The following is a 25,477-nucleotide window of genomic DNA, read 5'->3' on the forward strand; positions in this document are numbered from 1 at the left end:
ACATGACATTAGAGATATCATTTTCAACCATAGGTAAATCAATTAAATATATAGAGCTTATTACTGCTGTTTTAGGCTCTATATATTACAGTAAGTATAGACATACTTTTTTAAAATACTTTTTACTTATTTTATGGTATACAACGATAAATGGATTTCTATGTCGCTATTTACATGAAAATTATATTTTAAGAAATAACTCTTTATTATATAACCTATATCATTTAGTGAATTTTACTTTTTTATTAATTTTATTCAAAAAATATATAAAGAGTAGCGCTTACAAAAAATGGATTTCTATTTTTATTATCTTATACGTTTTTTCTTTTTTCTTCAATTTAATCTGGCAAAATTATCTTACAGAAATACAAACGGTTCCTTTTATACTAGGTGCAGTTTTTGTTATCATTAGTATTACCTTTTATTTTTTAGAAATTTTGAATACCACTAAAGTCCTTTATGTTTCAAAAAACTTATTGTTTTGGATTAGCATTGGATTATTACTATATTTCGTTGGAAAAATCCCAACACGAATTATTAGAAATTACTGGGAAGACATCTCATACTATAAAGATATATTGATAGCAGAATATATATTAAGTATTGTAATGAATATTTGTTTTATCATAGGTTTTATATGCAGCAAGAAGGACAAGCAATATTAGTAGCCGTATTCACATTAGTGTTTTTATGTGCCATATTAATAGTGCTTTTTATTGTTTTTCAAAAACATAAAAACAAGCTCATATTAAAACAAAATGAGGCCGAGAAACATTTTGATCAAGAAATTGCAAAAACACAAATAGAAATTAGGGAAGAGACCTTTAGAAACATCAGTTGGGAATTACACGATAATATTGGTCAATTATTAACCTTAGCCAAAATTCAGCTTCAAAATGCTAGTGATAATAAAGATGTTATGGTAACTTTAGACAAAGGATTAAAAGAGTTGAGAATACTCTCTAAAGCCATAAACCCTGAAGCACTTAAAAATATCAGCCTAGCAACAGCTATAAATCAAGAAGTTGAACGTCTTAACAGGCTGCAATATTTAAAAGCGTCTTTACACATAGAAGGAGAAGAACGTACTATTGATAACGAAGTAGAAGTTGTTTTTTTTAGAATGCTTCAAGAATTTTTTTCAAATACCATTAAGCATGCAAAAGCAACACACCTCAAAGTATTTATAAAATTTGACGGTGACCAGCTAAATATATTAGCAGAAGACGATGGTACTGGTTTCAACAAAAACAATCCAGAAAGCTCAGGTATTGGCTTAACGAATATTAAAAAAAGAGCCGAATTAGTTCATGCTAAAGTGACCGTAAATTCAACTATAAATGAAGGAACTCAATTACATATTTCTTACACACTTAAAAGCCAGGTTTAAATGAAAGCACATCGTGTTGTTATAGTAGAAGACCACATCCTGCTTTCACAGGCAATTAGCGCACTTGTGAGCTCATTTGAGCACTTTGACGTACTCTATCTTTGTAAAAACGGAAAAGAGTTAGTAACCAAATTGAAAACGCCTGAAAACATTCCTGACATTGTACTCATGGATGTTAATATGCCAATAATGAATGGCATTGAAACCACGCAATATTTAAAGGAACATTATCCTAATGTAAAAGTCATCGCGCTTTCTGTGGAGGAAGAGGAAGACACGATTATAAAAATGCTTCGCGCGGGTGCTAAAGGGTATCTATTAAAAGATGTCGAAAAAAGCATCCTTGAAACCGCTTTAAATGAAGTCATTAGCCAAGGCTATTACCACACCAAAGACGTCTCTAATATTTTGGTAAACACATTAAGTGAAGAATATAAAAGCTCTAAAAACGTATTAAAAGAAAGAGAGTTAGAATTTTTAAAGCTGTTATGCACCGAACTGACGTATAAAGAAATAGCTGATAAAATGTTTTTAAGCCCAAAAACTATTGATGGGTATCGTGATGCTTTATTCTCTAAGCTTGAGGTAAAAAACAGGATTGGCTTGGTCGTTTATGCTATAAAGCATAAGATTTTTAAGGTATAAAAACGTTTCTTTTAGATTGCACTTGCAGGCGATTCAAGCATTTTCTTTTCTTAGTACTTATGAGATAAGCTACCAAGAGTCAAAATAAAATATTAAAAAAGCCTCACAGATTTTAAAACCTGTGAGGCTTTGTACTTTAAAACAGTATGATGTTTGCGTTCTAGTTGCTCCAGCTTTCAACAATAGCGTCATTCGCCCATTGCTAAACTCAAAAAAAAGCCCTAAACAAAATGCTTCTTATACCATTCCACCTGTGCTTTCACACCTTCTAATAACGTGGTTTTCGGATTATAATTCAATAAGGCTTTAGCCTTTTCAATATTTGCTTTAGTACGCAATTGATCTCCAGCTCTGGCTGCTACGTGATCTATTTTAATAGCCTTTCCTATTACTTTTTCAACCGCTTCAATACCTTCCTGCGTCGTGTGTTCCACTTCTGTACCAAGGTTAATGATTTCGCCATTCACTTTGCTTTCATTTCCTATAACGCTAACAATACCATCAACAATATCGCCTACATAGGTAAAGCTTCTTAAATGTGAGCCACTGCCTTGATATAACGGAAATGCTGTGTCATTATATGCACAGGCTATTAATTTAGTATACATTTTTTCTGGTCGTTCTCGCGGTCCAATCACGGAGTATAACCGCAATGAGCAGGAATCAAATAGTTTTTCTCTACTTTTTTGAAGCACCAATTGCTCTGCTGCCAATTTGGTTACACCATAATGAGAGGCTGGTTTTGGGGCTGTTGTTTCAGGGAAAGTAGCCTCTAATCCGTAGATGGAAGAGGTTCCTATATTCACGAATAGTCTGAAATCTTTCAAGGTTAGCGCATAATCAATGAGATATTTTGTTCCAATAATATTATTGGTAAAATAGTCTTCAAAAGTAGAAGTCGCTGAAATACCTGGTTGCGCAGCAAAATGAAAGATATAGTTAATATCATCTGGCAGTACTTCCGCTAAAGCAGCAGCTCTTAAATCCTGTTTAATCACTGTTATTCCTTTATCATTCAGAGCCTTCTCGTTTAACTGTTTTAACGCCAGACTATAATAATCATTAAAATTATCTAAACCTACAACGTCGTGACCTAAGTGCTTTAATCGCTCACAGGTGTGAGAACCTATAAAACCTGATGCTCCTGTTACTAATATCTTCATATCCTATTGTATCGTTTTACAAAGAAACATATTTTATTTGATACTCATTTTCAATAATTAAAAAAACAATACATTTGCAGTCAATCTGTAGAGCATTTATGAGTTACGAGTTTACTATTGTGGTTCCTGTTTATAATGAAGAGGATAATTTATTGCGTGTAGAAGCTGAATTGCTGGCTTACATAAAAATAGCCTTAAAACCAACAAAAATTTTGTTTGTTAACGATGGCTCTAAAGATAAAAGTCAGGAATTCATTGAAGCTATTTGCGCTCGAAATCCAGAATTCTCCTATCTTCTTTTTAAAGAAAATCGCGGTTTAAGTGCTGCCATAAAGGCTGGCTTTGATTATACAGAAACCGAACTTGTGGGTTATATTGATAGTGATTTACAAACAGCGCCTTCAGATTTCAATTTACTTTTAGAGCATATTCATGAAAATGATTTGGTCACTGGTGTTCGCGCCAATAGAAAGGATAGTTTTGTAAAAAACATGTCCTCAAAAATCGCCAATGGTATTCGTCGTAGTTTTACCCACGATGGCATGGATGATACCGGTTGCCCATTAAAAGTTATCAAAACAGATTACGCAAAGCGTATTCCTATGTTTAAAGGCCTACATCGTTTTTTACCTGCTATGATTTTGTTGCAAAAAGGCAAAATAAAACAGGTCCCCGTACAGCATTTTCCACGTCTTGCAGGCACAGCAAAATTTGGGGTTTGGAACCGACTTATTGGCCCCTTAGCAGACTGCTTCGCTTACCTATGGATGAAGAAAAAATACATTAATTATGAAGTTGCTAAAAAAGAGTCATGAGCGATTGGGTAATCTATAGCGTTGGCTTTCTGGCGCAAATACTATTTTCTTCACGATTAATTGTACAGTGGCTTTCTAGCGAAAAACAAAAACGTGTGGTTACCCCTACCTTATTCTGGTCTTTGAGTTTAATAGCCTCATTTCTACTCTTTATATACGGTTATTTACGAAATGATTTTGCGATAATGCTCGGTCAAGGTTTAACCTATTTTATTTACATTAGAAACTTGCAATTACAAAAGCAATGGGAAAAATTTCACGTAAGCATGCGCTGGATGCTTTTATTAATGCCCTTTTTTGTGACGCTCTTTTATTTTAACAACAATACAATCGATGTTAATTTATTGTTTAAAAATGAAGATATTCCTTCTTGGCTGCTTGGGTTAGGCATTATATCTCAAACCGTATTTACATTGCGCTTTATTTATCAATGGCTCTACTCTGAAAAGCACAAAGACTCTACTTTACCATTTGGGTTTTGGGCGTTAAGCTTAATTGGTTCCTTGCTTATTTTAGCTTATGCTATCTACAGAAAAGATCCTGTATTACTTGTTGGTCACATTTTAGGTGCCACAATTTATATTAGAAATCTTGTATTATTAAGAAAAGAAAATGCTAAAAACGCTTAAAAACTACCCTGTTCTCACGATTTGTCTATTTGTAGCGGTTATGCTATTGCCAAATTTAGACACCCTGCAAGTCTCCATTATGGAAGCGCGTAATTTTATTAGTGCGCGCGAAATGGTACTTAATGACCATTGGCTATTAACCACAATGAATGGTGAGCCTCGCTATCAAAAACCACCTTTACCCACCTGGCTTTCGGCAGTATCGGCTATTATTTTTGGGGTAAAAAGTGTCTTTGCTATGCGTTTGCCAGCCATTTTAATGGTGATGGCTATGGCTAGTTATATGTTCTTTTTATCCAGAAGTGTTTTAAAAGGAAGCGCCCAAAGCTTGATTAATGCATTAATATTAACCACCTCTTTATATGTCACATTAATTACTATTGAAGCGCCCTGGGATATTTTTACTCATGGTTTTATGCTGATTGCTATTTACCATTTATACAGGCTTCTTCAGGCTAAAACTGTCCCATGGAAAAACACAATTCTAGCGGGTGTTTTTCTAGGTTTATCACTCTTATCAAAAGGTCCCATAGCTGTTTATGCCTTATTATTGCCCTTTCTAATAGCTTATGGTTTTGCTATTAAATACAAACAAATGAAACAAAAAATAATGCCGTTTATTAGTATTGTTTTAATAGCTTTAGTTGTTGGTGGCTGGTGGTTTCTATACGTAAGACTTGCAGATCCTGTAGCTTTTGAAGCGATAACTAATGATGAAGCAGGTAAATGGGGAAGTTATAACACCAGGCCTATTTATTATTATTGGAGTTTCTTTGTACAAAGTGGTATCTGGACCATTCCTGCATTTATTTCATTGCTCTATCCTTATATGAAGGGCCGCGTAAATAACTTTAAAGCCTATAAGTTTAGCTTTTTATGGACCATCATCGCTGTGATTTTATTATCCTTAGTTCCAACAAAAAAGTCACGCTACTTAATGCCAGTGCTGATTCCCTTAGCTTTTAATATTGGTTTTTATATTGACTATCTCTTTAGGAAGTTTAAAAACATGAAAGATAGCCGTGAAACGCTGCCTGTCTATTTTAATTTCGGCTTGATTGGCACGATTGCCTTGGCTGCTCCACTGGCTATATTCTACATTTTTAAATCTGAATTGCAAGCCTACTGGGTTTCATTTTTATTGTTTTCCATCGTTGTGATAACCATTGGCCTCGCCATACTATTTCAGCTTTACCGAAAGCGAATTAAAAATGTATTTCTACTAACCATACTCTTTTTTGCTTCGCTTTATATTTTTGGTTTACCCTTGTCAAAAGCGTTTAGGAGTGAAGAATTTACCTCTATTGCTCAATTAAAAAAAGAAAACGATTTACGTGGTCTCAAGTTGTACGCACTTAATTACGTTGCTCCAGAAAGTATCTGGCAATACGGCGGCATGCTGCCTCAAATTAATAGAAATGATGCGGGTTACATATTTCCTTTAGAAAACAAATTCGGAATCCTTTTTAACGCCATGAGTCCAACAGAAAAAGAGATGATAACCTCTAAATACAACATAAGAGACATGGGCGTCTACAATCTAAATCAGGCACCAAAAAGTTCAAAACAATACAATGAACGCTTGCTGAATAGCTTTTATATTCTGACTAAAAAGTAATTATTTTAATACAAATCGGGATTGTAAATAGGTGTCTAATTTGTAAAAGGCAAAGCCAGAGATTCCTCCAAAAATAAAGCCTGTAAATACATCTAACGGGAAGTGAACACCTATATAGATACGGCTATACCCCATACAAATCGCCCAAAAAATCAATATAAAGATCAGGTATTTATATTTATCTCTAAGCATTAATCCTGTAAAAATAGCCACTGCCATAGAATTACTTGCATGCCCCGAGAAATAACCAAATTGCCCACCACACCATGACTTTACCAAGCGCATACTATCTATTAAGCTCGCATCATGGCAAGGTCTCAACCGTCTAATACCGTGCTTAAATAAATTTGTTACCTGGTCTGTGAACGATATCATAAGCACAATAACCACTAAAGTCAAAACAAACATTTTAGTATTTAAGCGTTTATACATTAAGTAACCTAGAACGGCATACAATGGAATCCAGTGTAGTTTTGCAGTGTAAAACATCCAAAAGGCGTCCCAATACACATTACCTAAACCATTCAGGAATAAAAAAAACGCTTTATCTAATTCTATTAATTGTTCTATCATTTATTACTATTTGGGTCTTACTTTTCAATTATACCTATCCAGTATAGAAACCTTTCAGGAGTGCAAAAAATCAGACTTTAATGAGTCGCTTTCTAACAGGGGCTCCAACCTTACCCTTCAGGATAAAAGTTTTATCGCTATTATTCGTCGTACCTAGAGACTTCTCGGTCATAAAAAGCAGTAGCCTCTGTAATTAAGTTTTCAGTTTCTAACTCTAGTTCCTTTTGATCGTGTTGATCAAAATCTTCTAACCATTCTACTTCGTCATCCTCTAAATTTATAATAAACATAGGAAATTCAGTATGAATTACAAAAATAGCATCAGGAAAATCAGTGTTGTCACCGAGTATGAATTTTGGAAGTGTCATTCGTTATTTTTTTTACAAATATAGGTTTTTTGTCAGGTTGTGCGAAGTCAAAATCCAATAGTTCTTCTTCCAAACATCGCAAAAATCAAACTAACGCCATTTAGTTTTCCTGAACAATTAATTTTTTAGTGAGATAATTAAATCTAATAAATAATAAAATTGAAGCACTGGTTAATCCCGCTAATAGCCCTAACCAAATACCAAAACTACCATAAGCTGCTTCTTTTCCTAAAAACCAACTTATAGGAAAGCCTATCATCCAATAGGAAATAAAAGTAATTATGGTTGGAATCTTAACATCTTGTAAACCTCGTAAAGCGCCTAAAACAACAACCTGAATGCTATCGCTTATTTGAAAAACAGCAGCGGCTAACAACAATTGAGAAGCAATACTTACCACTTCCATATTGTCATTAAAATTAACCAAGTCATTAAAATCAACATAAATGCGTGGTAAATAATCATGAAAAACTAGGAATATTAATCCGAAAACTACTGCAAAAATGGTTCCTAACAGGAATAGTGAAAAGGCGATGCGACGCAATTCAAAATACTGTTTCAGTCCTTTTTGATTCCCGACACGAATCATAGAAGCAACACTTAACCCCATAGCCACCATAAAGGTCATAGAACTTAAATTTAACGCAATTTGATTTGCTGCTTGCGGATTTTTCCCAAGTAAACCACTCAACCATATTGCCGCCGTAAAAATAGCCACCTCAAAAAACATTTGCATGGCACTTGGCGCACCCAAATTGATGATTTTGCGCAACATTAATTTATCTAAAACAAAGAATTTTATGTTCGTTACAAAGGCCTTCGATTGCGCTTTGCCTTGTAACAAATACCACAAATACCAAAGCATAATCAAACGGGATACCAAAGTTCCATACGCCGCTCCAACGATACCTAATTCTGGAAAACCCAATTTTCCAAAGATTAATAAATAGTTTAAAATTACATTGACCACATTTGCTAAAATAGTAGCATACATAGGATATCGCGTCATAGACAGCCCATCGCTAAACTGCTTAAACCCTTGAAAAACAATTAAAGGAATTAAAGATAAAGCCACGAAATCTAAATAGGGTATTGCCAACTCTACAACCTCAACAGGCTGCTTCATTAAATACATCAAAGGCTTGGCAAAAAAGACTAATACGAATAGCAAAACGCCTAAAACAGTACATAAAAACAAGCCATGTTTAAAAGCAGATTTTCCTTCTTTAAAATTATGAGCCGCATCTGCTTCTGCCACTAAGGGAGTAATAGCTGTACTAAATCCAATGCCTAATGACATCGCAATAAACATAAAACTGTTACCCAAAGACACTGCAGCCAATTGTGCTGTTCCTAATTGGCCGACCATAATGTTGTCTACAAAGCTTACAAAGGTGTGACCGAGCATGCCTAACATTACTGGTGCTGCTAATTGCCAATTGTATTTGAATTCTTTAGTGTAGTTGGATAGAACCATTTTGCAAAAGTAGTGGTTTCAATGTTTGGTTTTAGAAAAAAGTTTTCAGGAAGGGGTAATGCTGTTGTTTTGAAAATCACAGGTCAAAGACGAGCGCTAGCATGAGATTATTTTATTTTAATTGATAAGAGTATGTTATCCGCTTTTTTCTCCCACTCCTCTTTTAATACTTCAATAGTGTTAAACGTAAACATTAAAAGTTTCCCTTTATAAACTGTAAAAAAATAATAATTAAAAATCTTTTGATCAATCGCTTGTGTTAAAAATTTAAAGTAGACTATCTGTTTCCCATTGACATCCTTTTCTCCTACCTCAGAAACCTCAATATCGCTTCTTGATTTCATTAACTTACTTAGGTGTCTCGTTCTATATTCAATAAGATTGTTTTCCGCCAAAGACATGTTAGATAAATTAGCGATAAAATTGACTGTTCCATCTTCATTAGATACCACGAATGAAGGTTTTTGGTTCATTCCGTATTTATATTGAAACATCTCTTCAGACATTTCTATCAAATTATCAGGTACTTGAACACTCACATCATCATTAAGAATCTTATAAGTCCTTAAATCATTTTGGCATAAACTTTTTGATATACTGCATAGTAATAATGTGAGAGTTATTATGTTTCTATACATTTAGGTCTATTTTACTTAATTCTTTTCTTGCAGTTTCAAACTCCTCCACCATTTCTTTCACTATCGCTGCTACTGGTTTTATATCATGTATTAACCCTGCAATTTGTCCGATTTCCAGCTCACCATCTTCCAAATCACCTTCAAACATGCCTTTTTTTGCACGGGCTCTACCTAAAAATTCTTTGAGTTGTTCTGGTGTTGCTGCTGTTTTGTACAATTCTTGTAGGTCGTTATAGAATTTATTTTTCACTAATCTAACGGGCGCTAATTCTTTTAAAGTTAATTGCGTATCGCCTTCCTTTGAATCTACCACGACTTGTTTAAAGGCCTGGTGTGCAGACGATTCTTCACTAGCAACAAAACGACTTCCTACTTGAACGCCATCGGCGCCTAAAACCATACAAGCTAACATGGCCTTGCCTGTGGCGATTCCTCCAGCCGCTATTAATGGTATTTGTAATTGTTCTTTTACCATAGGAATTAATGTTAGCGTCGTGGTTTCGTCGCGACCATTATGTCCTCCAGCTTCAAAGCCTTCGGCAACCACAGCATCAACACCTGCTTCCTGTGCTTTCAAGGCAAACTTTACACTGCTCACAACATGCACGACAATAATGCCTTTATCTTGTAACCATGTGGTCCATGTTTTAGGGTTTCCCGCCGATGTAAATACAATCTTTACGCCTTCTTCAACGATGATATCCATAATTTCCTGAATATTGGGATACAACATGGGCACATTAACACCAAAGGGCTTATCTGTCGCTTTCTTGCATTTTTGAATGTGCTCACGTAACACTTCCGGATACATGCTTCCAGCACCTATTAGCCCTAAAATTCCTGAGTTACTTGCTGCAGATGCTAATTTCCAGCCACTATTCCAAATCATACCGGCTTGAATGATTGGATATTTTATAGTAAAAAGTGTTGTTATTTTGTTTTGCATATAACTTTGTTGTCATCCCCACGAAGGCGGGAATCTCTTTAATTATTGGTAAATTAATTTTAGCAGATTTCTTTAATATATAAAAATCACTTTGCCCTATATTTTCATAGCTTCCGAAATGTGATTAATCAAAATACCAGCTTTTTTATTTTAGAAAAAGAAGATTAAGAGCACATAAATGTATTAAGAAATTACACCAGAACCAACTAATTCGTCTTCCAAATACCAAGCTACAAATTGTCCTTCTGTAATGGCAGATTGCATATTTTCAAATTCTACATACATTCCAGAATCTACTTTGTACAAGGTTGCTTTTTCTAAGGCTTGGCGGTAACGAATTCTTGCTAAGACCTCTAAAGTCTCATCTACTTTCAATGCCAAATCTGGTCTTACCCAATGTAATTCGTCATTAGATACAAACAGGGCTTTTTTATATAAGCCCGGATGCTGTTTCCCTTGTCCTGTGTAAATCACATTGTCTTGAACATTTGTGTCAATAACAAAAAGCGGCTCTACTTTACCTCCAACAGAAAGCCCTTTGCGTTGTCCTTTTGTGAAGTAATGCGCGCCTTGGTGTTTACCTACAACTTCGCCGTCTTCTAAAGCATAATCTGCTTTTCGCGATAAATATTGAAGCTCTTCAGCCTTAGAACTAAACGCATCCTGTCGTGTTTTATAATATAAATGGTCTTTTGGTATTTCAACAATGACGCCGTCTTTAGGTTTTAATTGTTGTTGAAGAAAATCTGGTAGTCTCACTTTTCCTATAAAACAAAGTCCTTGAGAATCTTTTTTATCCGCAGTTATTAAATCGGCTTTAGCCGCTATCTCACGAACTTCAGGTTTTTGTAATTCACCTATAGGAAATAGTGCTTTTGCTAATTGCTCTTGTGATAACTGACACAAAAAATAAGACTGGTCTTTATTATTGTCTTTTCCAGCTAGCAATTGAAAAACGTCTTTACCATCCTTTTTAATACTTCCTTTTCTACAATAATGCCCTGTGGCAACATAATCTGCGCCAAGATCTAAAGCGATTTTCATAAAAACATCAAACTTGATCTCTCTATTGCATAATATATCTGGATTCGGCGTTCTTCCTTTTTCATATTCATTAAACATATAATCCACGATACGGGATTTATATTGCTCGCTTAAATCAACCGTTTGAAATGGAATTCCTAATTTTTCGGCAACCAACATGGCGTCATTACTATCATCTAACCAGGGACACTCGTCTGATATGGTCACAGAATCATCGTGCCAGTTTTTCATAAAAAGACCTATAACCTCATAGCCTTGCTCCTTTAACAAATAGGCAGCAACACTAGAATCTACACCTCCACTAAGTCCAACAATTACTCTTTTTTTCATATTTATTTTCCGAGAAATCGGTCATCTTTTTAACAGACTGCAAAGATAAGGTAAATATAATTTTCTATCTTAAAATCTGTTTGATAAGAATGAACGTATATTTTGTTGAAAGGATACACGTAAAGGTTTAACAAAATTTTAAATGTTTTTGTTTAATCTTTTACTAATTTGGTCAAACATATTTAATCATCCATTAAACAAAAAAGTAATTATTCACAACAAACAAAAACAAAAACTATGAAAACAATCAAGAAATTATCGATGCTATTATTAGCAACCCTCGTATTATGGTCATGTAGTAATGATGATGATGGCGCGACTCCAATTAACCAGCCTCCTGCCACTTTAAATATTGTAGAGACGGCACAAGCTACTGCAGATTTAAGCATTTTAGTGGAAGCGGTTATCCAAGCAAATTTAACAACAACATTAAGCGGAACAGGCCCTTACACTGTACTAGCACCTACAAATGCTGCGTTTCAAGAATTTTTAGACAGTAATCCAGCATGGAATAGTTTAGCAGATATTGATAATGCAACGTTAACGCAAGTTTTATTAAATCACGTTATCTCAGGAACGGTAACGTCTACAGCCTTAATAAGCGCCGGTTCTGGGTACACCAGTACGTTAGCAGATGGTGCTGGAGGACAAAATTTGAGTATTTATTACAATACGACAGCTGGTGTTAAATTTAACGACCTAGCGACAGTAACCACTGCAGATGTAGCGGCATCTAACGGTATTGTACATATCGTAGATAAAGTGATTACCCTACCAAGTATTGTAGACCACGCTATTGCAAATCCAGAGTTAACAAGTTTAGTTGCTGCGGTAACCCGAGCTGATCAAACTGCTGTTTTGGCAGCTCTTACAGGAGCAACCGCTGCAGATCCACTAACCGTTTTAGCTCCGGTTAATGCAGCCTTTACAACTTTCTTAGACGGCACACCTCTAGTAGATGTTCCTGCTGCTGATTTAACACAATTACTTTTAAATCATACCATGAATGGATTTGTTGATTCTACTACTTTAACAACTGCTGGTGAAGGGTATGCTAATACCAATGCTGCAGGTGCAGGAGGAAATGACATGAGTATTTATTATAATACCTCAAGTGGCGTCACTTTTAATGGTGTTTCAACTGTTGCTATCGCTGACATTGTGGGGACTAATGGTATCGTTCATGCTGTAGATGCTGTAGTAGACTTACCAACAATTGCGACTTTTGCAACTGCAAACCCAGCGTTATCAAGTTTAGTTGCTGCCTTACAATTAGCAGATACAGGAACACCAACAGTACCTTACATTACAACAGTATCTGATGCAACGGCTGGACCATTTACAGTGTTCGCACCTACAAACGATGCTTTCGCTGCATTATTATTAGAATTAGACCCTACAGGTAGTACTGAGTTGGGAGATGTTGCTCCAGCTACAGTAGATGGTATTTTAACGTACCATATTGTATCAGCAAACGTTCAATCTTCAATGTTAGTGAGTGGTCCTGTTACAACACTGGGTGGCGATATTACTGCAGATGCAACAGCATTTACTTTAACAGATCCAAATAACAGAGTGAGCAATATTATTACGACATTAGTAGATATTCAAGCTACAAACGGCGTTGTTCATGCTATTGATACGGTTTTATTACCATTGCAATAATAGAGACAACTTATAAAGTTTATATCGTATAGAAAAATAACAAAACAGACTTTATACTTCAAGAAAAACGCTTTGAAAATTTCAAAGCGTTTTTTTTATGATTAATTTTCCTTTGGATTATTACTACGCCGTGTTAAATCTTGTTCTTCCTTCAGTATTCCGTTTTCATAGAATTTCCAAATCCCGTGTCGCCTGTCTTTTTGATACACGCCTTCCATTTGTATATCCCCTTTAGTATCGTAAATCTTAGCTGGCCCATCTAATACGTCATTATTATAATTAAAAACGCTTATTAGTTTCCCTATTTCAGAAAATGAACGTGCTTCTCCATTTAAAACACCGCCTTGATAGTTTTCTTTTTTAGCAATCTTTCCGCTTAAATAATAGGTGTTCTTTTCACCTTCCAACTCCCCTTTGCTATTGTAAAACTCTTCAGTCATAATTTGTTTTGACTTGTTGTGATAATATAGCCATTTACCAACATAGGTTTTCCCTCTCGTTTGACCTTCACTAATTAAATTTTTAGTTGAAGAAAAAAACTTTACTTGAGCTAAATCACTATCCGAATTAAAAGTTCTGGTCGCTGTTAATAGTGCTTTACCATCTATATTTTTATAAAATTTGAATGTCCCCACCTCTTTGCCATGGTTGAATTCGCCCTCATATCTTAACACCTTCGTATCCTCAAAATTCTTTTTCCAAATACCATGACGCTCTCCGTTGGCATCAAACTGATTCAACTCCTGAGTAAAACCAGAGCCTATAGATAGACTGAATAAAATGATATAAATTAGTTTCATAGGTAATTAACGTTATTTGAAGTTTTGTATTGTTACTAGTCTGGATTATGCATAGCAAAATCTATTCCATCTTAACATTGCCGTAAATTTAAGGCTGCTTTTAGTTTTCTTTATAATGCCAATACTGGGCTTCTGTTTCATACGTGAAAACTCAATTTTACGCGCTTGCAAGCTTTCAGTACAGAGGTATAAGCCAGGACACAAAAAAGCTGCCTGACTTAGTAATTAAGGTGGCAGCTTTCTATTTATTATTAATTATTATTTATTTCTTTTTTTTATTCTTATTTTGATTTTGCTTTTGTTCCTCTGCTTGCTCCATCATCTCCTTCATTTTGCGTTGGAATTTATTTTCCTTTTTAGGTTTCGCTTTTTGAACTTGTATGTTGGCATGAATTTTATCTTCATCTAAAACATAATTCTTTATTACAATTAGAATACCAATACTAATTAAGTTAGAAATAAAGTAGTACAAACTCAATCCAGACGCATACTTATTAAAGAATACCATCATCATGATTGGAGCAAAATAAATCATATACTTCATCATTTTTGCCATATCTGGCATTCCTTCTTGCTGTGGCTGTGACATGGATGCAGAATTTTGGCCTGTTGTCATTTTCATATAAAAGAAGATTGCAATTGCCGCCAAAATCGGGAATAAACTCACGTGATCTCCGTAAATAGGAATATCTATAGGGAGTTTAAAAACCTCATCATAAGACGATAAATCATCTGCCCAAAGGAAACTTTTTTGTCTTAATGCAAAGGCTGTTGGGAAAAACATAAATAAAGCGTAGAAGACTGGCATTTGAATTAAAGCTGGCAAACAACCTGCTAACGGACTTGCTCCTGCTTTGTTTTGCAAAGCCATAGTTTCTTGCTGTGCTTTCATCTTGTTGTCTTTATGTTTCTCGCGAATAGCATCTAATTCTGGTTTAAGTACTTTCATTTTCATTTGTGACAAATACTGTTTGTATTGTACAAATGACATGGCTAGCTTAATTAAAACCGTCATAACGATAATGGCGATACCAAATGGAAGGAACGAACTTAAAAAACCAAATAACGGAATAAATAAGTATTCATTAATCCAACCAAATAGCCCCCATCCTAAAGGAATACTTTCTTCTAAGTTGTTGTCATACGTTTTTAGAATTTTACTATCAGTAGGCCCGTAGTACAACTTCATATCCTTATTAATCTCATTGCCGTTTAGTGCTAATGCCGTTTTTGCTGAAAACTGTTTGGTAAAAAGCGTATCTACTTTTTCATCTTCAACTAAATCTTTAGAACTCAACATTACAGACTTAAAAGGTTTGTCATCTGCCACTAATATGGAGCTAAAGAAATGTTGTCTAAAAGACAACCACTCTACATCCTTTTCAACCTCTTCATCTTCACCACCTTGATCTAGTTTATCAATGTTACCGTCATCATGCTGGTAGGTTAATCGGGTGTAACGGTTTTCATAAGAAACACTTTGATCATGGCGCATTGCCTTTTGTGTCCAATCTAAGTTTACTTCCTGAGAACTGTTTATGATACCACTTAAACCCTGAGATTTGATAGAAAAATCCACCATATAATCATTGGGCTTAATCACATATAAATACTCTAAAAACTGCGTTTCAGAGACCTTTAATTTCATTGAAACCAACGTGTTTTCTCCCTTTTTTGTTACTGTAGGCTGAAAATATAACTCTTGCGTGTTTAAGATGCGACTGTCTGTTGTTCCAAAATTGATATTAAAACTCGCATTTTTGTTTTTTACTAAATAGATTGGTACAGAATCAAAATCTACAAACTTATTTAATTTTACTTCAGATAGATGGCCACCTTTATTAGCAAATTTCAATTGTAGCACACCGTTATTAACAGTAGTTTCATTATTTGAAGCAGAGGCTAAAGTCGTTGAATACGCAAAAGCACCTAATTTATTTTGAAGTGCTATTTGCTGTAAAGAATCTGAAGCTGTAGTATTTGAAAAATCTTCAGGGGTCGCAACTTTAGCTTCTTCTTTTAGGATAGCTTCTTTTACTTTTACGGCATCTATTTGCTCTTGTTTTGCTTTTTCTTCGGCAGCTATTTCTTCTTCAGAGGGTTTGCTTTGCCATAACATAAATAGTAAAATACCAAAAATAAGCACAAAGCCTATAATTGCATTAACATCTAATTTTTTTTCTTCCATATCATATTCGTCTTTCGACTGTGCTCAAGATAAACCTTCACGGTAATCTGGTTATTTATTTCACAAAAACCTGTCAGGTTAAAAAGCCTTACAGGTTTAAGCTGTTTTTTTGGTCTGTGGAATTACTATTCAAAAAGTAATCCGTTTACTTGTTTTGTGTCATAGTGACACCTTTGTTTTTCTTTTCATTTTTAAGCGCTGCATCAACAAATGCCACAAAAAGAGGATGTGGATTGGCTACTGTACTTTTATATTCGGGATGGTATTGCACACCAACAAACCAAGGGTGACTAGGGATTTCAATAATTTCTACCAGGTTAGTTTCTGGATTAAAACCCGTGGCAATCATACCTGCTGCTTCTATTTTTTCTTTGTATTCACTATTAAATTCATAGCGATGTCTGTGACGTTCTTTAATACTTTCAGAATTATAGACTTGCTTTACGATACTACCATCAACCAATTTACAATCCCAAGCACCCAAACGCATAGTTCCGCCTTTATCTGTAATGGTCTTTTGTTCTTCCATTAAATCAATTACAGGATCAGGTGTGTTTTCATCCATTTCTGTTGAATTAGCCATTTTCAATCCTAAAACCGTACGTGAAAATTCAATAACTGCCATTTGCATTCCTAAGCAAATGCCGAGAAATGGTATATTCTGCTCTCTCACATATTTAACCGCAGCAATTTTTCCTTCAATCCCACGCTCACCAAAACCTGGTGCTACTAACACTCCATTTAAATGAGAGAGTTTTAGTTTTATATTATCATCGTTTAGATATTCTGAATGAATGGATTCCACATTTACCCGTACTTCGTTTTCTGCTCCTGCGTGGATAAAAGCCTCCAATATTGATTTATAAGAGTCCTGTAATTCTACGTACTTGCCAATAAGTCCGATAGTAACTTCCGACTTTGGATTTTTATGCAACTTTAAAAAAGCATTCCAGCGTGCTAAATCTGGTGTATTGCTTTCCAGACCTAGCTTCTTTAAAACGACCGTATCTAAGCCTTGTTCCAGCATTAAATTTGGCACATCGTAGATTGTAGAGGCATCAATAGACTGAATAACTGATTCCTGAGTCACATTACAAAAACGCGCTAATTTCACTCTGATATCCTGAGGCAATTCATGCTCTGTTCTACACACTAAAATATCGGCTTGCACACCACTCTCCATCAATGTTTTTACACTATGTTGCGTTGGTTTTGTTTTTAACTCTCCTGCTGCCGAAAGGTAAGGTATTAGTGTTAAATGAATAACCAAAGCATTGTGCTCCCCTAAGTCCCATTTTAATTGTCTTACTGCTTCTATATAGGGTAAAGACTCTATATCACCAACGGTACCACCAATTTCTGTAATTACGATGTCGTAATCACCAGAATTCCCTAAAATTTGAATACGGTGTTTTATTTCGTCTGTAATATGAGGAATTACCTGAACGGTTTTACCTAAAAACTCACCGCGACGTTCTTTTTCAATGACGCTTTGATAAATACGACCTGTAGTCACATTATTGGCCTGACTCGTGGGTACGTTTAAAAAACGCTCGTAATGCCCTAAATCTAAATCCGTTTCAGCGCCATCATCTGTAACATAGCACTCGCCATGCTCGTAAGGATTAAGCGTACCAGGATCGACGTTAATATAGGGGTCTAATTTTTGAATGGTAGTCCTGTAACCTTGGGCCTGTAGCAATTTCGCTAAAGAAGCTGCGATGATTCCTTTTCCCAGTGAAGAGGTCACTCCTCCTGTTACAAATATGTATTTCGTTGTAGTTGTCATTGTGCGTTGTTAAACGCGAGCAAATTTACAATTTTAAGTTGAAATGTTCGAGGTTTTAAGTTTTATTTCTTAGGAAAATTTCGTTGGATATTTTTAACAATTTCCTCTAGCCCATTTAATTTTAATGTGTAAACGGTTTCGAGCATTTCACCCAATTTTCCCTTAGGAAAACCTTTATTGTGATACCAAACCACATAAAACTCAGGTAAATCTATAAGATACCGGTCTTTATATTTACCATAGGGCATTTTAGTATGTGCTAATTTAATTAGAAATTCTCTGTCTGGCTGAAGCATTATTGAGACTTAAAGCTTTCTAAACGTTTGAGTTCGTCTTTTACAAACGCAGACCATGTTGCCTGCCCTCTTTTATCTATAGAAAAATGGCTTTCAGTATCGTATTTTTTTTGCATTTGTGCTAATGCTGCATTCGCTTTTTCATGATAGCTATCCAACTGTTCAGCTAGCGTTGGAGACACTTTTAGCTGCTCTATTTTTTCCTTTAGATATCTTACGTTTAACTCCGTAATATCAAAATGCAGTTGCTCATGTGCTAAGATATGATCGTCTATTAATTCTTTTTTGCACCAAGAATGCTCGGGATAGAAATGCGCAAAAACCTCCGTTTTAACACCAACTATGCCTTTTGTTGAGCTTTTTTGAATACTATAACTAAAAGTTATTCCCGAAGCTGTGACCGCCACTGCATCAATACCATGGTCTGCTTCACCTTGAAAATCTTCCCATTGTAATTTATGATCTTGATTCCAAGAGAAGTATGACACGTCACTACGGAAACACAAAATCAACGTCAAAGTTAGAATTAATTTATGCATAATTTGGGGGCTAATTATCGGTAACAATATAGTGAATTTTTCTATTGCTTCACCTCGTCAATTTTTAAATCGTTATAGCGTACAATGTAAACGCTATTATTATAGTATCCTCCAAAGAGTTTCTTTTTATAACCAAATTTATTCTCTATATAAGACGTCATTGGTGTCTGAATTACTGAAGAAAACAAACTCTCAGCAGTTACCAAACGCAATACCACATCCATTGTTAAATCATAACCACGTACAGCATAAGTATTAGGTGAGATATGGTATTCCTTTTTATAATTTTTTATAAAATCAATGTTAGAATCTTCACTTACAATTTTAGAAATTGACGGATAGGTAAAATGTAAATTAGAGAGGTGGTAATTAGAAACTTCTTCGTCTTCAAAAGCTTTGTTTTGATTCGTTGTTACTAAAGTTATTACCCTTTCCTCATTATTTAAACCATTTAAGATACTAGCGACATTAGAGACAAAACCAGAATGATCGGTTTCTAAAAACACAATATTATTACCAGGTTTTAAAACACTTACTAAATCTTGTTCTAACACATTATATTGATCTTTTTGAGTTTTTTTATCCAATCTTGAGTTTACTAATTTAGCATTAATAAACTTTTCTTTAAGCATCATGCTTACTGGTCTTCTTTTCAAATCTGAAATCACAATAATTTGCGAGGTACTATCTTTTTTTATATAGTCAATTATTTTAGTCTTCAACATCTCGTCTGATGGCCTTGACTGAAATACATTATTTTCAACGTTCACCTCTTTTGTTACCGGAGAAACCACGGGAATCCCTTTATAGGCTAGGCTATTTGCCGCAGTATTGAAAATTGATGGCAAGAGTGGCCCAATAACGACGTCTGTAGTCGTGAAATCGTTGTTTCTCAAAATAGCGTTCACTTCACTTTCACGTGACTGTGTGTCGTACACTTTTACGTTTAGATTAACCCCTTTTTGTTCCAGCTCGTCGAGTGCCATTAACATTCCAGAATAGAAATCGAGCGCAATACTTAAGGTTCTATCCGTTTTTATTTGCTTCTTAATATCCAACACAGAATCTGAATTCACTTTATTTGTGTTAAAGGGAAGCATTATCGCTATGGTTTTCACGCTGCGATCGAACTCCTTTTGTGATAAATCTACAATCTCTGCAAGGTCATCGATTACAGCACCTGTTGATTCTGCATCTATAGCCTCGTTGTACATTACTTTTAATATCATCCCTTCTTTTAATCCCGATTCTGCCAAACCAGGATTAAATTGTTCCAGCTCAGCTTGCTCCATACCCGTTTTAATTTTTAAACGATAGAAACCTTCTTTTGGCAGTACAGTGTAGTAGCTGTATTGCTCATCAACCATTTTTATCTTTTCTGCTTCTAAATTAGGGATATTTATAATTTGACCCGGCTGTAAAATCGCATCCATCTCTGGGTTTAAAGCTTCCAATTCTGAAACCGAAATACCATATTTATAGGCTATACGCCATTTCCCTTCCTTAGGTTTTACCTCATAGGTTTTGGTAGTAGCTTCTGCAGGCGCTAACCTTATAATTTTTTTGAAAACCGGAATTTGTAATTTATCTCCTTTTTTTAAATTATTTGCGTAAAGAAATTTATTGTGTTTTTTAATTTCCTCTTCAGTCACATTATACTCTTTAGACAACCCATATAAGGTTTCTTTACGGTGCACTCTATGATTGATATAACGATCAAATATTTTCTCTACCGTTTGTTTTGTACTATCAGTGGCTGTAGAAGTTGTTGGTGTTGTAGTCGTTGCCGCTCCTGTTGTAGCGGGTCCTGAAGTCGTTGTTTCCGTTTCAACTGTTTTTGGTGTCGTTCTTTCTTTCGGAATAATTAAAATAGCATTTGGCCTTAAGTTTTTTCGTGCATCTGGATTAAGGTTATAGATATCACTCGTAGACATGTTATATTGCTTAGCAATGCTTTCTACTGTTTCACCGGCTTTTACTTTATGGGTCTTATAATTTTGTGCTTTTGCTGAAGAACAAGAAAAACAAATGAACAGACTTAGTATAACTATTATTTTTTTCATTAAAAAAATGTAATGCTTTAATCCTGAAAAACAGGACGCTTAAAATTTATGTTTATTAATTCTAAATATAGAACGACAAATTACTGTTTTTATTTAATATTCAATTATCATTCCAAAAATAAACACACACAACCAATAAGGCAGCGTTAGCGATGGAGGCTTTGTTGGAGCTCCTCGCAGAGAGCGACTGCCGAGAGCGCGACCTTTAGGTAACGCCCAAATTATTTTTATTCCCACTCAATGGTTGCTGGTGGCTTACTACTAATATCGTACACCACGCGATTGACACCTTTAACCTTATTAATGATATCGTTACTTGTTTTTTGTAAAAACTCGTAAGGTAAGTTTACCCAATCGGCAGTCATACCATCTGTACTTTCCACAGCTCTTAGCGCAACACATTTTTCGTATGTTCTCTCGTCTCCCATAACACCAACACTGTTAACAGGAAGTAAAATAGCACCTGCTTGCCATACTTTATCATAAAGTCCGGCAGCTTTGAGTCCGTTAATAAACACCGCATCAACTTCTTGAAGAATACGTACTTTTTCAGCCGTTATATCTCCCAAAATACGAATTGCTAAACCAGGTCCTGGAAATGGATGGCGGCCTAATAATTGCTTATCCATATCCATTGAAGCGCCAACGCGACGCACCTCATCTTTAAATAAAGCTTTAAGGGGCTCAACAATTTTAAGTTTCATAAAATCTGGCAATCCCCCTACATTATGGTGACTTTTAATGGTAGCACTTGGTCCGCCAGTAGCACTTACACTTTCTATCACATCTGGATAAATGGTGCCTTGCGCCAACCATTTTACGTCTTTTATCTGGTGTGCTTCATCATCGAAAACCTCAATAAATACACGGCCAATGGCTTTTCTTTTTAGTTCTGGATCACTTTCACCTGCTAAAGCATCAAGAAAACGTGTTGCGGCATCAACCCCTTTAACGTTTAAGCCCATGCCTTTGTATTGCTCTAAAACCTGTGTAAATTCATCCTTACGTAACAGGCCGTTGTTTACAAAAATACAATACAGGTTTTCACCAATGGCTTTATGCAATAACATAGCCGCTACTGATGAATCTACACCTCCAGACAAACCTAAAACGACTTTATCCTTTCCTATTTTTTTCTGAAGGGCTTCAACCGTTTCTTCTACAAAACTATCTGGTGTCCAATCTGGGTTAACATTAGCTATATGCACTAAGAAATTCTCCAGTAACTGTTTTCCATCTGTTGAATGGTAAACTTCTGGATGAAATTGTATCGCATACGTTACTTCACCTTCTATTTTAAAGGCTGCATTTTCAACATCGTGCGTACTTGCTAAAAGTGTCCCAGCTGTTGGCAAAGCTTTTATGGTATCACTGTGACTCATCCATACCTGACTACCTTTAGAAATCCCTTTAAAAAAGGCATCTTCCTTTATGTAACTCAAATTTGCCCTGCCGTATTCTCTAGTATTGGATTCGGCTACTTCACCACCAGAAAAATGGGCTAAATATTGCGCCCCATAACAAACGGCTAACATGGGCTTTTTACCTCTAATTTCTGATAAGTCTGGATGAAATGCACCTTCAGATCTTACAGACATTGGGCTACCGGAAAGAATAACCGCTTTATAACTGTCTATATTTTGTGGTGGCTTGTTGAATGGATGTATTTCGGAATAGATGTTAAGTTCTCTAACTCTGCGCGCAATAAGCTGTGTGTATTGCGATCCGAAATCTAAAATTAATACCTTGTCGTGTTGCATGCACAAAAATAGTAATTGCTTTTATAATTACTAATTTATAACCGGCGAATTTTTGATAGTTTTATTAACAGTGATTTTTATTAAAAAAAAGGTTTAACCTCTAATTTGTTTCCTGATTTTCTAAAATCTATCGAGCACTGGTTTTCTGGTCATGGTTTGCTTATTTTTATAGCTGTCAGAAAAGCAACAACCAGACTTTGATCATAGTGTTAACATTGTAAACTCCCCTTTTAAAGGCTCCAGTGCTTCGACTAATTCAGGAATTAGCGCTTCTCCAAATTCTAAATATAATTCTGAAAAATTCGTATTGCGTTCCTGTAAACTTTGGTTAGGAAACAACTCATTCTGAAGTGCAGTCATGCGCGCGACCTGGTCTTTAAGTTTTCTTTTTTGAGCTGTTAACAAGCGTTTTTCAAGATGCTTTAAGCCGTTAATTTGTTTTTTTTCCTGTGCAGAGACAGCACCAATAAAGGATTTATCGGTTTGCTTCGCAAGCTCATAAAGGGCCTCGAATTGTGATTTTAAATATTGAACCTGTTCCGAAAAATCAATGTCTATATTTGAAATGGCACGTACTCTTTTATTAATAAAAGCATCTCGCTTTAAGAAAATAGCTTCATTAGAGATATTAAGCTTCTCTAATTTATTAGCTTGTTGCTTTGTTTTTATTAGAACAGAATTACGAAGTAGTAAAATAGGAAATACTATGTTGTTCGCTTCAAAATTAGCTTTTAACTGAAACCAGTACGCCAATTCACCCCCTCCACCTATGTAACATAAGTTTGGCAAAATCACTTCTTGATATAAAGGCCTTAGAATAACGTTAGGACTGAAACGCTCTGGATACTTATTTACTTCGGCTAAAATTTCTGTTTCAGACCAAGCGATTTTAGTATTCAAAACTTTATAAATGGCATCTTCAAAGACAATACGCTCGCGAAGGTTTTTTGTGATATAAAAGAGATTAATTTCTCTTGGGTTCACTTGAATTGGATAGTTTTTACCTTCTAAATTTTCAATATGGGTATTTGTTTCAGAGACTGCTTTAAAAGACACTTGCGCTTTTAACTCTTTCTTTATTTGCGGAACGAATAATCTTTTTAAGTCTTTATCATTAGCATCCAAGACTACCAATCCATAATCTAAAAATAAAGCATTTGCCAAATAGCGTGTCGCCTCTGCTAAATTGTTATGCTCTAAATAAGCACTCTTAAAAAGCGCTTTAAGTGCGTCCGCATTTTTTCCTAAGCCCAATTCTTTTGAAAAAACAGTATAAATTGCTTCTAAGCCCGTAGTCTCCAATGCTCCAACAGCACCAGAGGCTTTACGATTCCATCGTAATTTCTTTCCGTGAAAATTAAAATAATTAATTTCTTCAAAATCATGATCTTCAGTCGCCATCCAATAGATTGGTACAAAATTACAATCTGGATATGCTGTCTTTAACGCTGTTGCTAAATTAATAGTCGAAACAATTTTATGTAAAAAATATAAGGGCCCGGTGAATAAGTTAAGTTGATGCCCTGTAGTTACCGTGAAGGTCTTTGAATCTTTTAAACTTTTAATATTATTCAGGGTAATTTCAGAGGTCTTTAAATTTTCATACTGTGTTAACAGTGTTTCTGATAATATAGTTCTGGATTCTTCTGAAAACTCCAAAGCTTTTTCTTCCATTTGAGCTTTAAAATTCTCAAGCTTTGGAAAACGATTATAGAATGTCTTCAAAGCTTTAGCGTTTGCTAAATAGTCGCCTATTAATTCTGAAAAGTAGCCTGTGGCTTGATACGAAATAGAGTCGGTTGGCATAGAAAATTTAACTTCTTTTGGTAAAGATACGGTCTTTTTGAAATCTTAAATAGTATCTCTACGTTTTAGTATTGATTTAACACATCAGTCAGAATTCTTTTTTTTTATTATATTTAAACAAAAAAGCTATGAAATCTTTCAAACACATTGTACTGTATTTATGTCTCGCAACCTTAGCATTTGGTTGCAATGCATCTGACGATACTAACACACCTCCAGCTAGAACGTATGCAGATATAAAGCAAGACTTTAGTATGATTAATTTTTCGCCTGGAACTAATGATGTTTCCTTAATTGGTGTTAATAATGAATTCTGGGAATTTAGAGTCATTATGCCCGATGTTGATTTCACAAATAATAACAGACCACTTATACTAACACTTCATGGCTTTTCTAATGGCGACCCAAATGCTCACAAAAACACCGCTTGTTATGCTGAACCAGGATTTGAAGCACTAGATGCTATTATTCTAAGTCCTAACAATAGAGGCTTACAATGGTTCGATCCCTACAATCAAAATCAGGTAAACACACTTATCGATATGGCAAAAACCTATTTACCTGTAGACAACACAAAGATAGTAGTAAATGGCTACAGTGATGGCGGTAATGGTGCCTGGTGGTATAGTGAAACACAACCTAATGTTTTTGCAGCAGGGATCCCTATGGCTAGCGCTTATGGCTCATACAATCCTAATGGGAGCGCTAAAATTATACCTACTCCAACGTATGTGATTCACGGTGAAAATGATGAGTTGTTTCCTTTACAAAACACACAAGATTGGGTCGCTGCTACTTCGCTTGCGGGAAGTGAAACGACACTTGTTGTTGCAACAGGATTAACACATGTAGAGCCTTGTGAATATGTTCCTTATTTGCAAGACGCAACAACCTGGTTACTAAATGATATTTGGTAAAATAACACATTTAACTCC

At 35.2% G+C, this 25,477-nt stretch carries 23 protein-coding genes; 8 read left to right on the top strand and 15 right to left on the bottom strand.

The features are described from left to right. Positions 1-2: 2 nt before the first annotated feature. From GQ46_RS06635 to GQ46_RS06645, 3 genes are read left to right on the top strand one after another with little or no spacing between them, the layout of a single operon-like run. Positions 3-665, top strand: coding sequence for a hypothetical protein (locus tag GQ46_RS06635; RefSeq protein ID WP_044399533.1), 663 nt, complete (start codon positions 3-5; stop codon positions 663-665). After that, positions 638-1,390: a sensor histidine kinase gene (locus GQ46_RS06640; protein ID WP_044399536.1), complete on the top strand. Its 753-nt coding sequence runs from the start codon at positions 638-640 to the stop codon at positions 1,388-1,390. Before GQ46_RS06635 ends, GQ46_RS06640 begins: the two co-directional genes overlap by 28 nt. Further along, complete coding sequence (locus GQ46_RS06645; protein ID WP_044399539.1) at positions 1,391-2,035, top strand: response regulator transcription factor; 645 nt, start codon at positions 1,391-1,393, stop codon at positions 2,033-2,035. It abuts the gene before it with no gap. A gap of 221 nt (positions 2,036-2,256) precedes the next feature. On the opposite strand, the gene GQ46_RS06650 is transcribed toward GQ46_RS06645, so the two are convergent. Further along, a complete protein-coding gene (locus GQ46_RS06650) occupies positions 2,257-3,198 on the bottom strand; it encodes an NAD(P)-dependent oxidoreductase (RefSeq protein WP_044399541.1) in 942 nt (313 codons plus the stop codon). 98 nt (positions 3,199-3,296) lie between these two features. Here GQ46_RS06650 and GQ46_RS06655 point away from each other — a divergent pair, with 98 nt between their 5' ends. The 3 genes from GQ46_RS06655 to GQ46_RS06665 are packed head-to-tail and all read left to right on the top strand — an operon-like array spanning position 3,297 to position 6,260. Then, positions 3,297-4,013, top strand: coding sequence for a glycosyltransferase family 2 protein (locus tag GQ46_RS06655; RefSeq protein WP_044399543.1), 717 nt, complete (start codon positions 3,297-3,299; stop codon positions 4,011-4,013). Further along, entirely contained in the window at positions 4,010-4,642 is a 633-nt protein-coding gene (locus tag GQ46_RS06660; protein ID WP_044399545.1) for a lipid-A-disaccharide synthase N-terminal domain-containing protein, read from the top strand. The genes GQ46_RS06655 and GQ46_RS06660 overlap by 4 nt, the downstream gene beginning before the upstream one ends. Continuing rightward, on the top strand, positions 4,626-6,260 hold the full coding sequence (locus GQ46_RS06665) for a glycosyltransferase family 39 protein (protein ID WP_044399548.1): 1,635 nt from the start codon (positions 4,626-4,628) through the stop codon (positions 6,258-6,260). The genes GQ46_RS06660 and GQ46_RS06665 overlap by 17 nt, the downstream gene beginning before the upstream one ends. On the opposite strand, the gene GQ46_RS06670 is transcribed toward GQ46_RS06665, so the two are convergent. The 6 genes from GQ46_RS06670 to mnmA form a co-directional block, all read right to left on the bottom strand. After that, the gene (locus GQ46_RS06670) at positions 6,261-6,833 is read right to left on the bottom strand and encodes a phosphatase PAP2 family protein (protein WP_044399551.1); all 573 of its coding nucleotides are present in this window, start codon (positions 6,831-6,833) and stop codon (positions 6,261-6,263) included. Positions 6,834-6,973: 140 nt separating this feature from the next. Next, positions 6,974-7,201 carry a hypothetical protein gene (locus tag GQ46_RS06675; protein ID WP_044399554.1) on the bottom strand — a complete coding sequence of 76 codons (228 nt, stop codon included), beginning with the start codon at positions 7,199-7,201 and terminating at the stop codon, positions 6,974-6,976. A 100-nt stretch (positions 7,202-7,301) separates the two neighbouring features. Beyond that, positions 7,302-8,678: an MATE family efflux transporter gene (locus GQ46_RS06680; RefSeq protein WP_044399557.1), complete on the bottom strand. Its 1,377-nt coding sequence runs from the start codon at positions 8,676-8,678 to the stop codon at positions 7,302-7,304. Positions 8,679-8,785: 107 nt separating this feature from the next. Further along, complete coding sequence (locus GQ46_RS06685; protein WP_156133114.1) at positions 8,786-9,217, bottom strand: hypothetical protein; 432 nt, start codon at positions 9,215-9,217, stop codon at positions 8,786-8,788. Between the two features lie 91 nt (positions 9,218-9,308). Further along, positions 9,309-10,262 carry a nitronate monooxygenase family protein gene (locus GQ46_RS06690; protein ID WP_044399563.1) on the bottom strand — a complete coding sequence of 318 codons (954 nt, stop codon included), beginning with the start codon at positions 10,260-10,262 and terminating at the stop codon, positions 9,309-9,311. A gap of 183 nt (positions 10,263-10,445) precedes the next feature. Further along, positions 10,446-11,636, bottom strand: coding sequence for a tRNA 2-thiouridine(34) synthase MnmA (mnmA, locus tag GQ46_RS06695; protein WP_044399566.1), 1,191 nt, complete (start codon positions 11,634-11,636; stop codon positions 10,446-10,448). A gap of 237 nt (positions 11,637-11,873) precedes the next feature. Between mnmA and GQ46_RS06700 the strand changes: the two genes are divergently transcribed. Beyond that, the gene (locus GQ46_RS06700; protein ID WP_044399569.1) at positions 11,874-13,301 is read left to right on the top strand and encodes a fasciclin domain-containing protein; all 1,428 of its coding nucleotides are present in this window, start codon (positions 11,874-11,876) and stop codon (positions 13,299-13,301) included. A gap of 101 nt (positions 13,302-13,402) precedes the next feature. Here the strand turns inward: GQ46_RS06700 and GQ46_RS06705 are convergent, their stop codons facing one another. From GQ46_RS06705 to bshC, 8 genes are all read right to left on the bottom strand, one after another. Then, positions 13,403-14,101 carry a toxin-antitoxin system YwqK family antitoxin gene (locus tag GQ46_RS06705; RefSeq protein ID WP_044399572.1) on the bottom strand — a complete coding sequence of 233 codons (699 nt, stop codon included), beginning with the start codon at positions 14,099-14,101 and terminating at the stop codon, positions 13,403-13,405. Positions 14,102-14,363: 262 nt separating this feature from the next. After that, positions 14,364-16,289 (bottom strand): membrane protein insertase YidC, encoded by a 1,926-nt coding sequence (yidC, locus tag GQ46_RS06710; protein WP_044399575.1) that lies wholly within the window; start codon positions 16,287-16,289, stop codon positions 14,364-14,366. Between the two features lie 145 nt (positions 16,290-16,434). Continuing rightward, entirely contained in the window at positions 16,435-18,078 is a 1,644-nt protein-coding gene (locus GQ46_RS06715; RefSeq protein WP_044399578.1) for a CTP synthase, read from the bottom strand. A gap of 62 nt (positions 18,079-18,140) precedes the next feature. After that, the gene (locus GQ46_RS06720) at positions 18,141-18,374 is read right to left on the bottom strand and encodes a DUF3820 family protein (RefSeq protein ID WP_044399581.1); all 234 of its coding nucleotides are present in this window, start codon (positions 18,372-18,374) and stop codon (positions 18,141-18,143) included. Next, entirely contained in the window at positions 18,374-18,913 is a 540-nt protein-coding gene (locus GQ46_RS06725; protein WP_044399584.1) for a hypothetical protein, read from the bottom strand. Before GQ46_RS06725 ends, GQ46_RS06720 begins: the two co-directional genes overlap by 1 nt. Before the next feature lie 41 nt (positions 18,914-18,954). Beyond that, positions 18,955-20,976 (bottom strand): LysM peptidoglycan-binding domain-containing protein, encoded by a 2,022-nt coding sequence (locus GQ46_RS06730; RefSeq protein WP_044399586.1) that lies wholly within the window; start codon positions 20,974-20,976, stop codon positions 18,955-18,957. A 227-nt stretch (positions 20,977-21,203) separates the two neighbouring features. Continuing rightward, complete coding sequence (gene guaA / locus GQ46_RS06735; RefSeq protein ID WP_044399589.1) at positions 21,204-22,736, bottom strand: glutamine-hydrolyzing GMP synthase; 1,533 nt, start codon at positions 22,734-22,736, stop codon at positions 21,204-21,206. A 201-nt stretch (positions 22,737-22,937) separates the two neighbouring features. Then, the gene (bshC, locus tag GQ46_RS06740; RefSeq protein ID WP_044399593.1) at positions 22,938-24,542 is read right to left on the bottom strand and encodes a bacillithiol biosynthesis cysteine-adding enzyme BshC; all 1,605 of its coding nucleotides are present in this window, start codon (positions 24,540-24,542) and stop codon (positions 22,938-22,940) included. 128 nt (positions 24,543-24,670) lie between these two features. Between bshC and GQ46_RS06745 the strand changes: the two genes are divergently transcribed. Continuing rightward, positions 24,671-25,459, top strand: a complete 789-nt coding sequence (locus GQ46_RS06745) for a dienelactone hydrolase family protein (protein WP_044399596.1) — start codon at positions 24,671-24,673, stop codon at positions 25,457-25,459. The last annotated feature ends 18 nt before the right edge of the window (positions 25,460-25,477 follow it).

Origin of the sequence: Lacinutrix sp. Hel_I_90, assembly GCF_000934685.1 — a bacterium.
In the GTDB taxonomy this organism is placed as follows: domain Bacteria; phylum Bacteroidota; class Bacteroidia; order Flavobacteriales; family Flavobacteriaceae; genus Lacinutrix.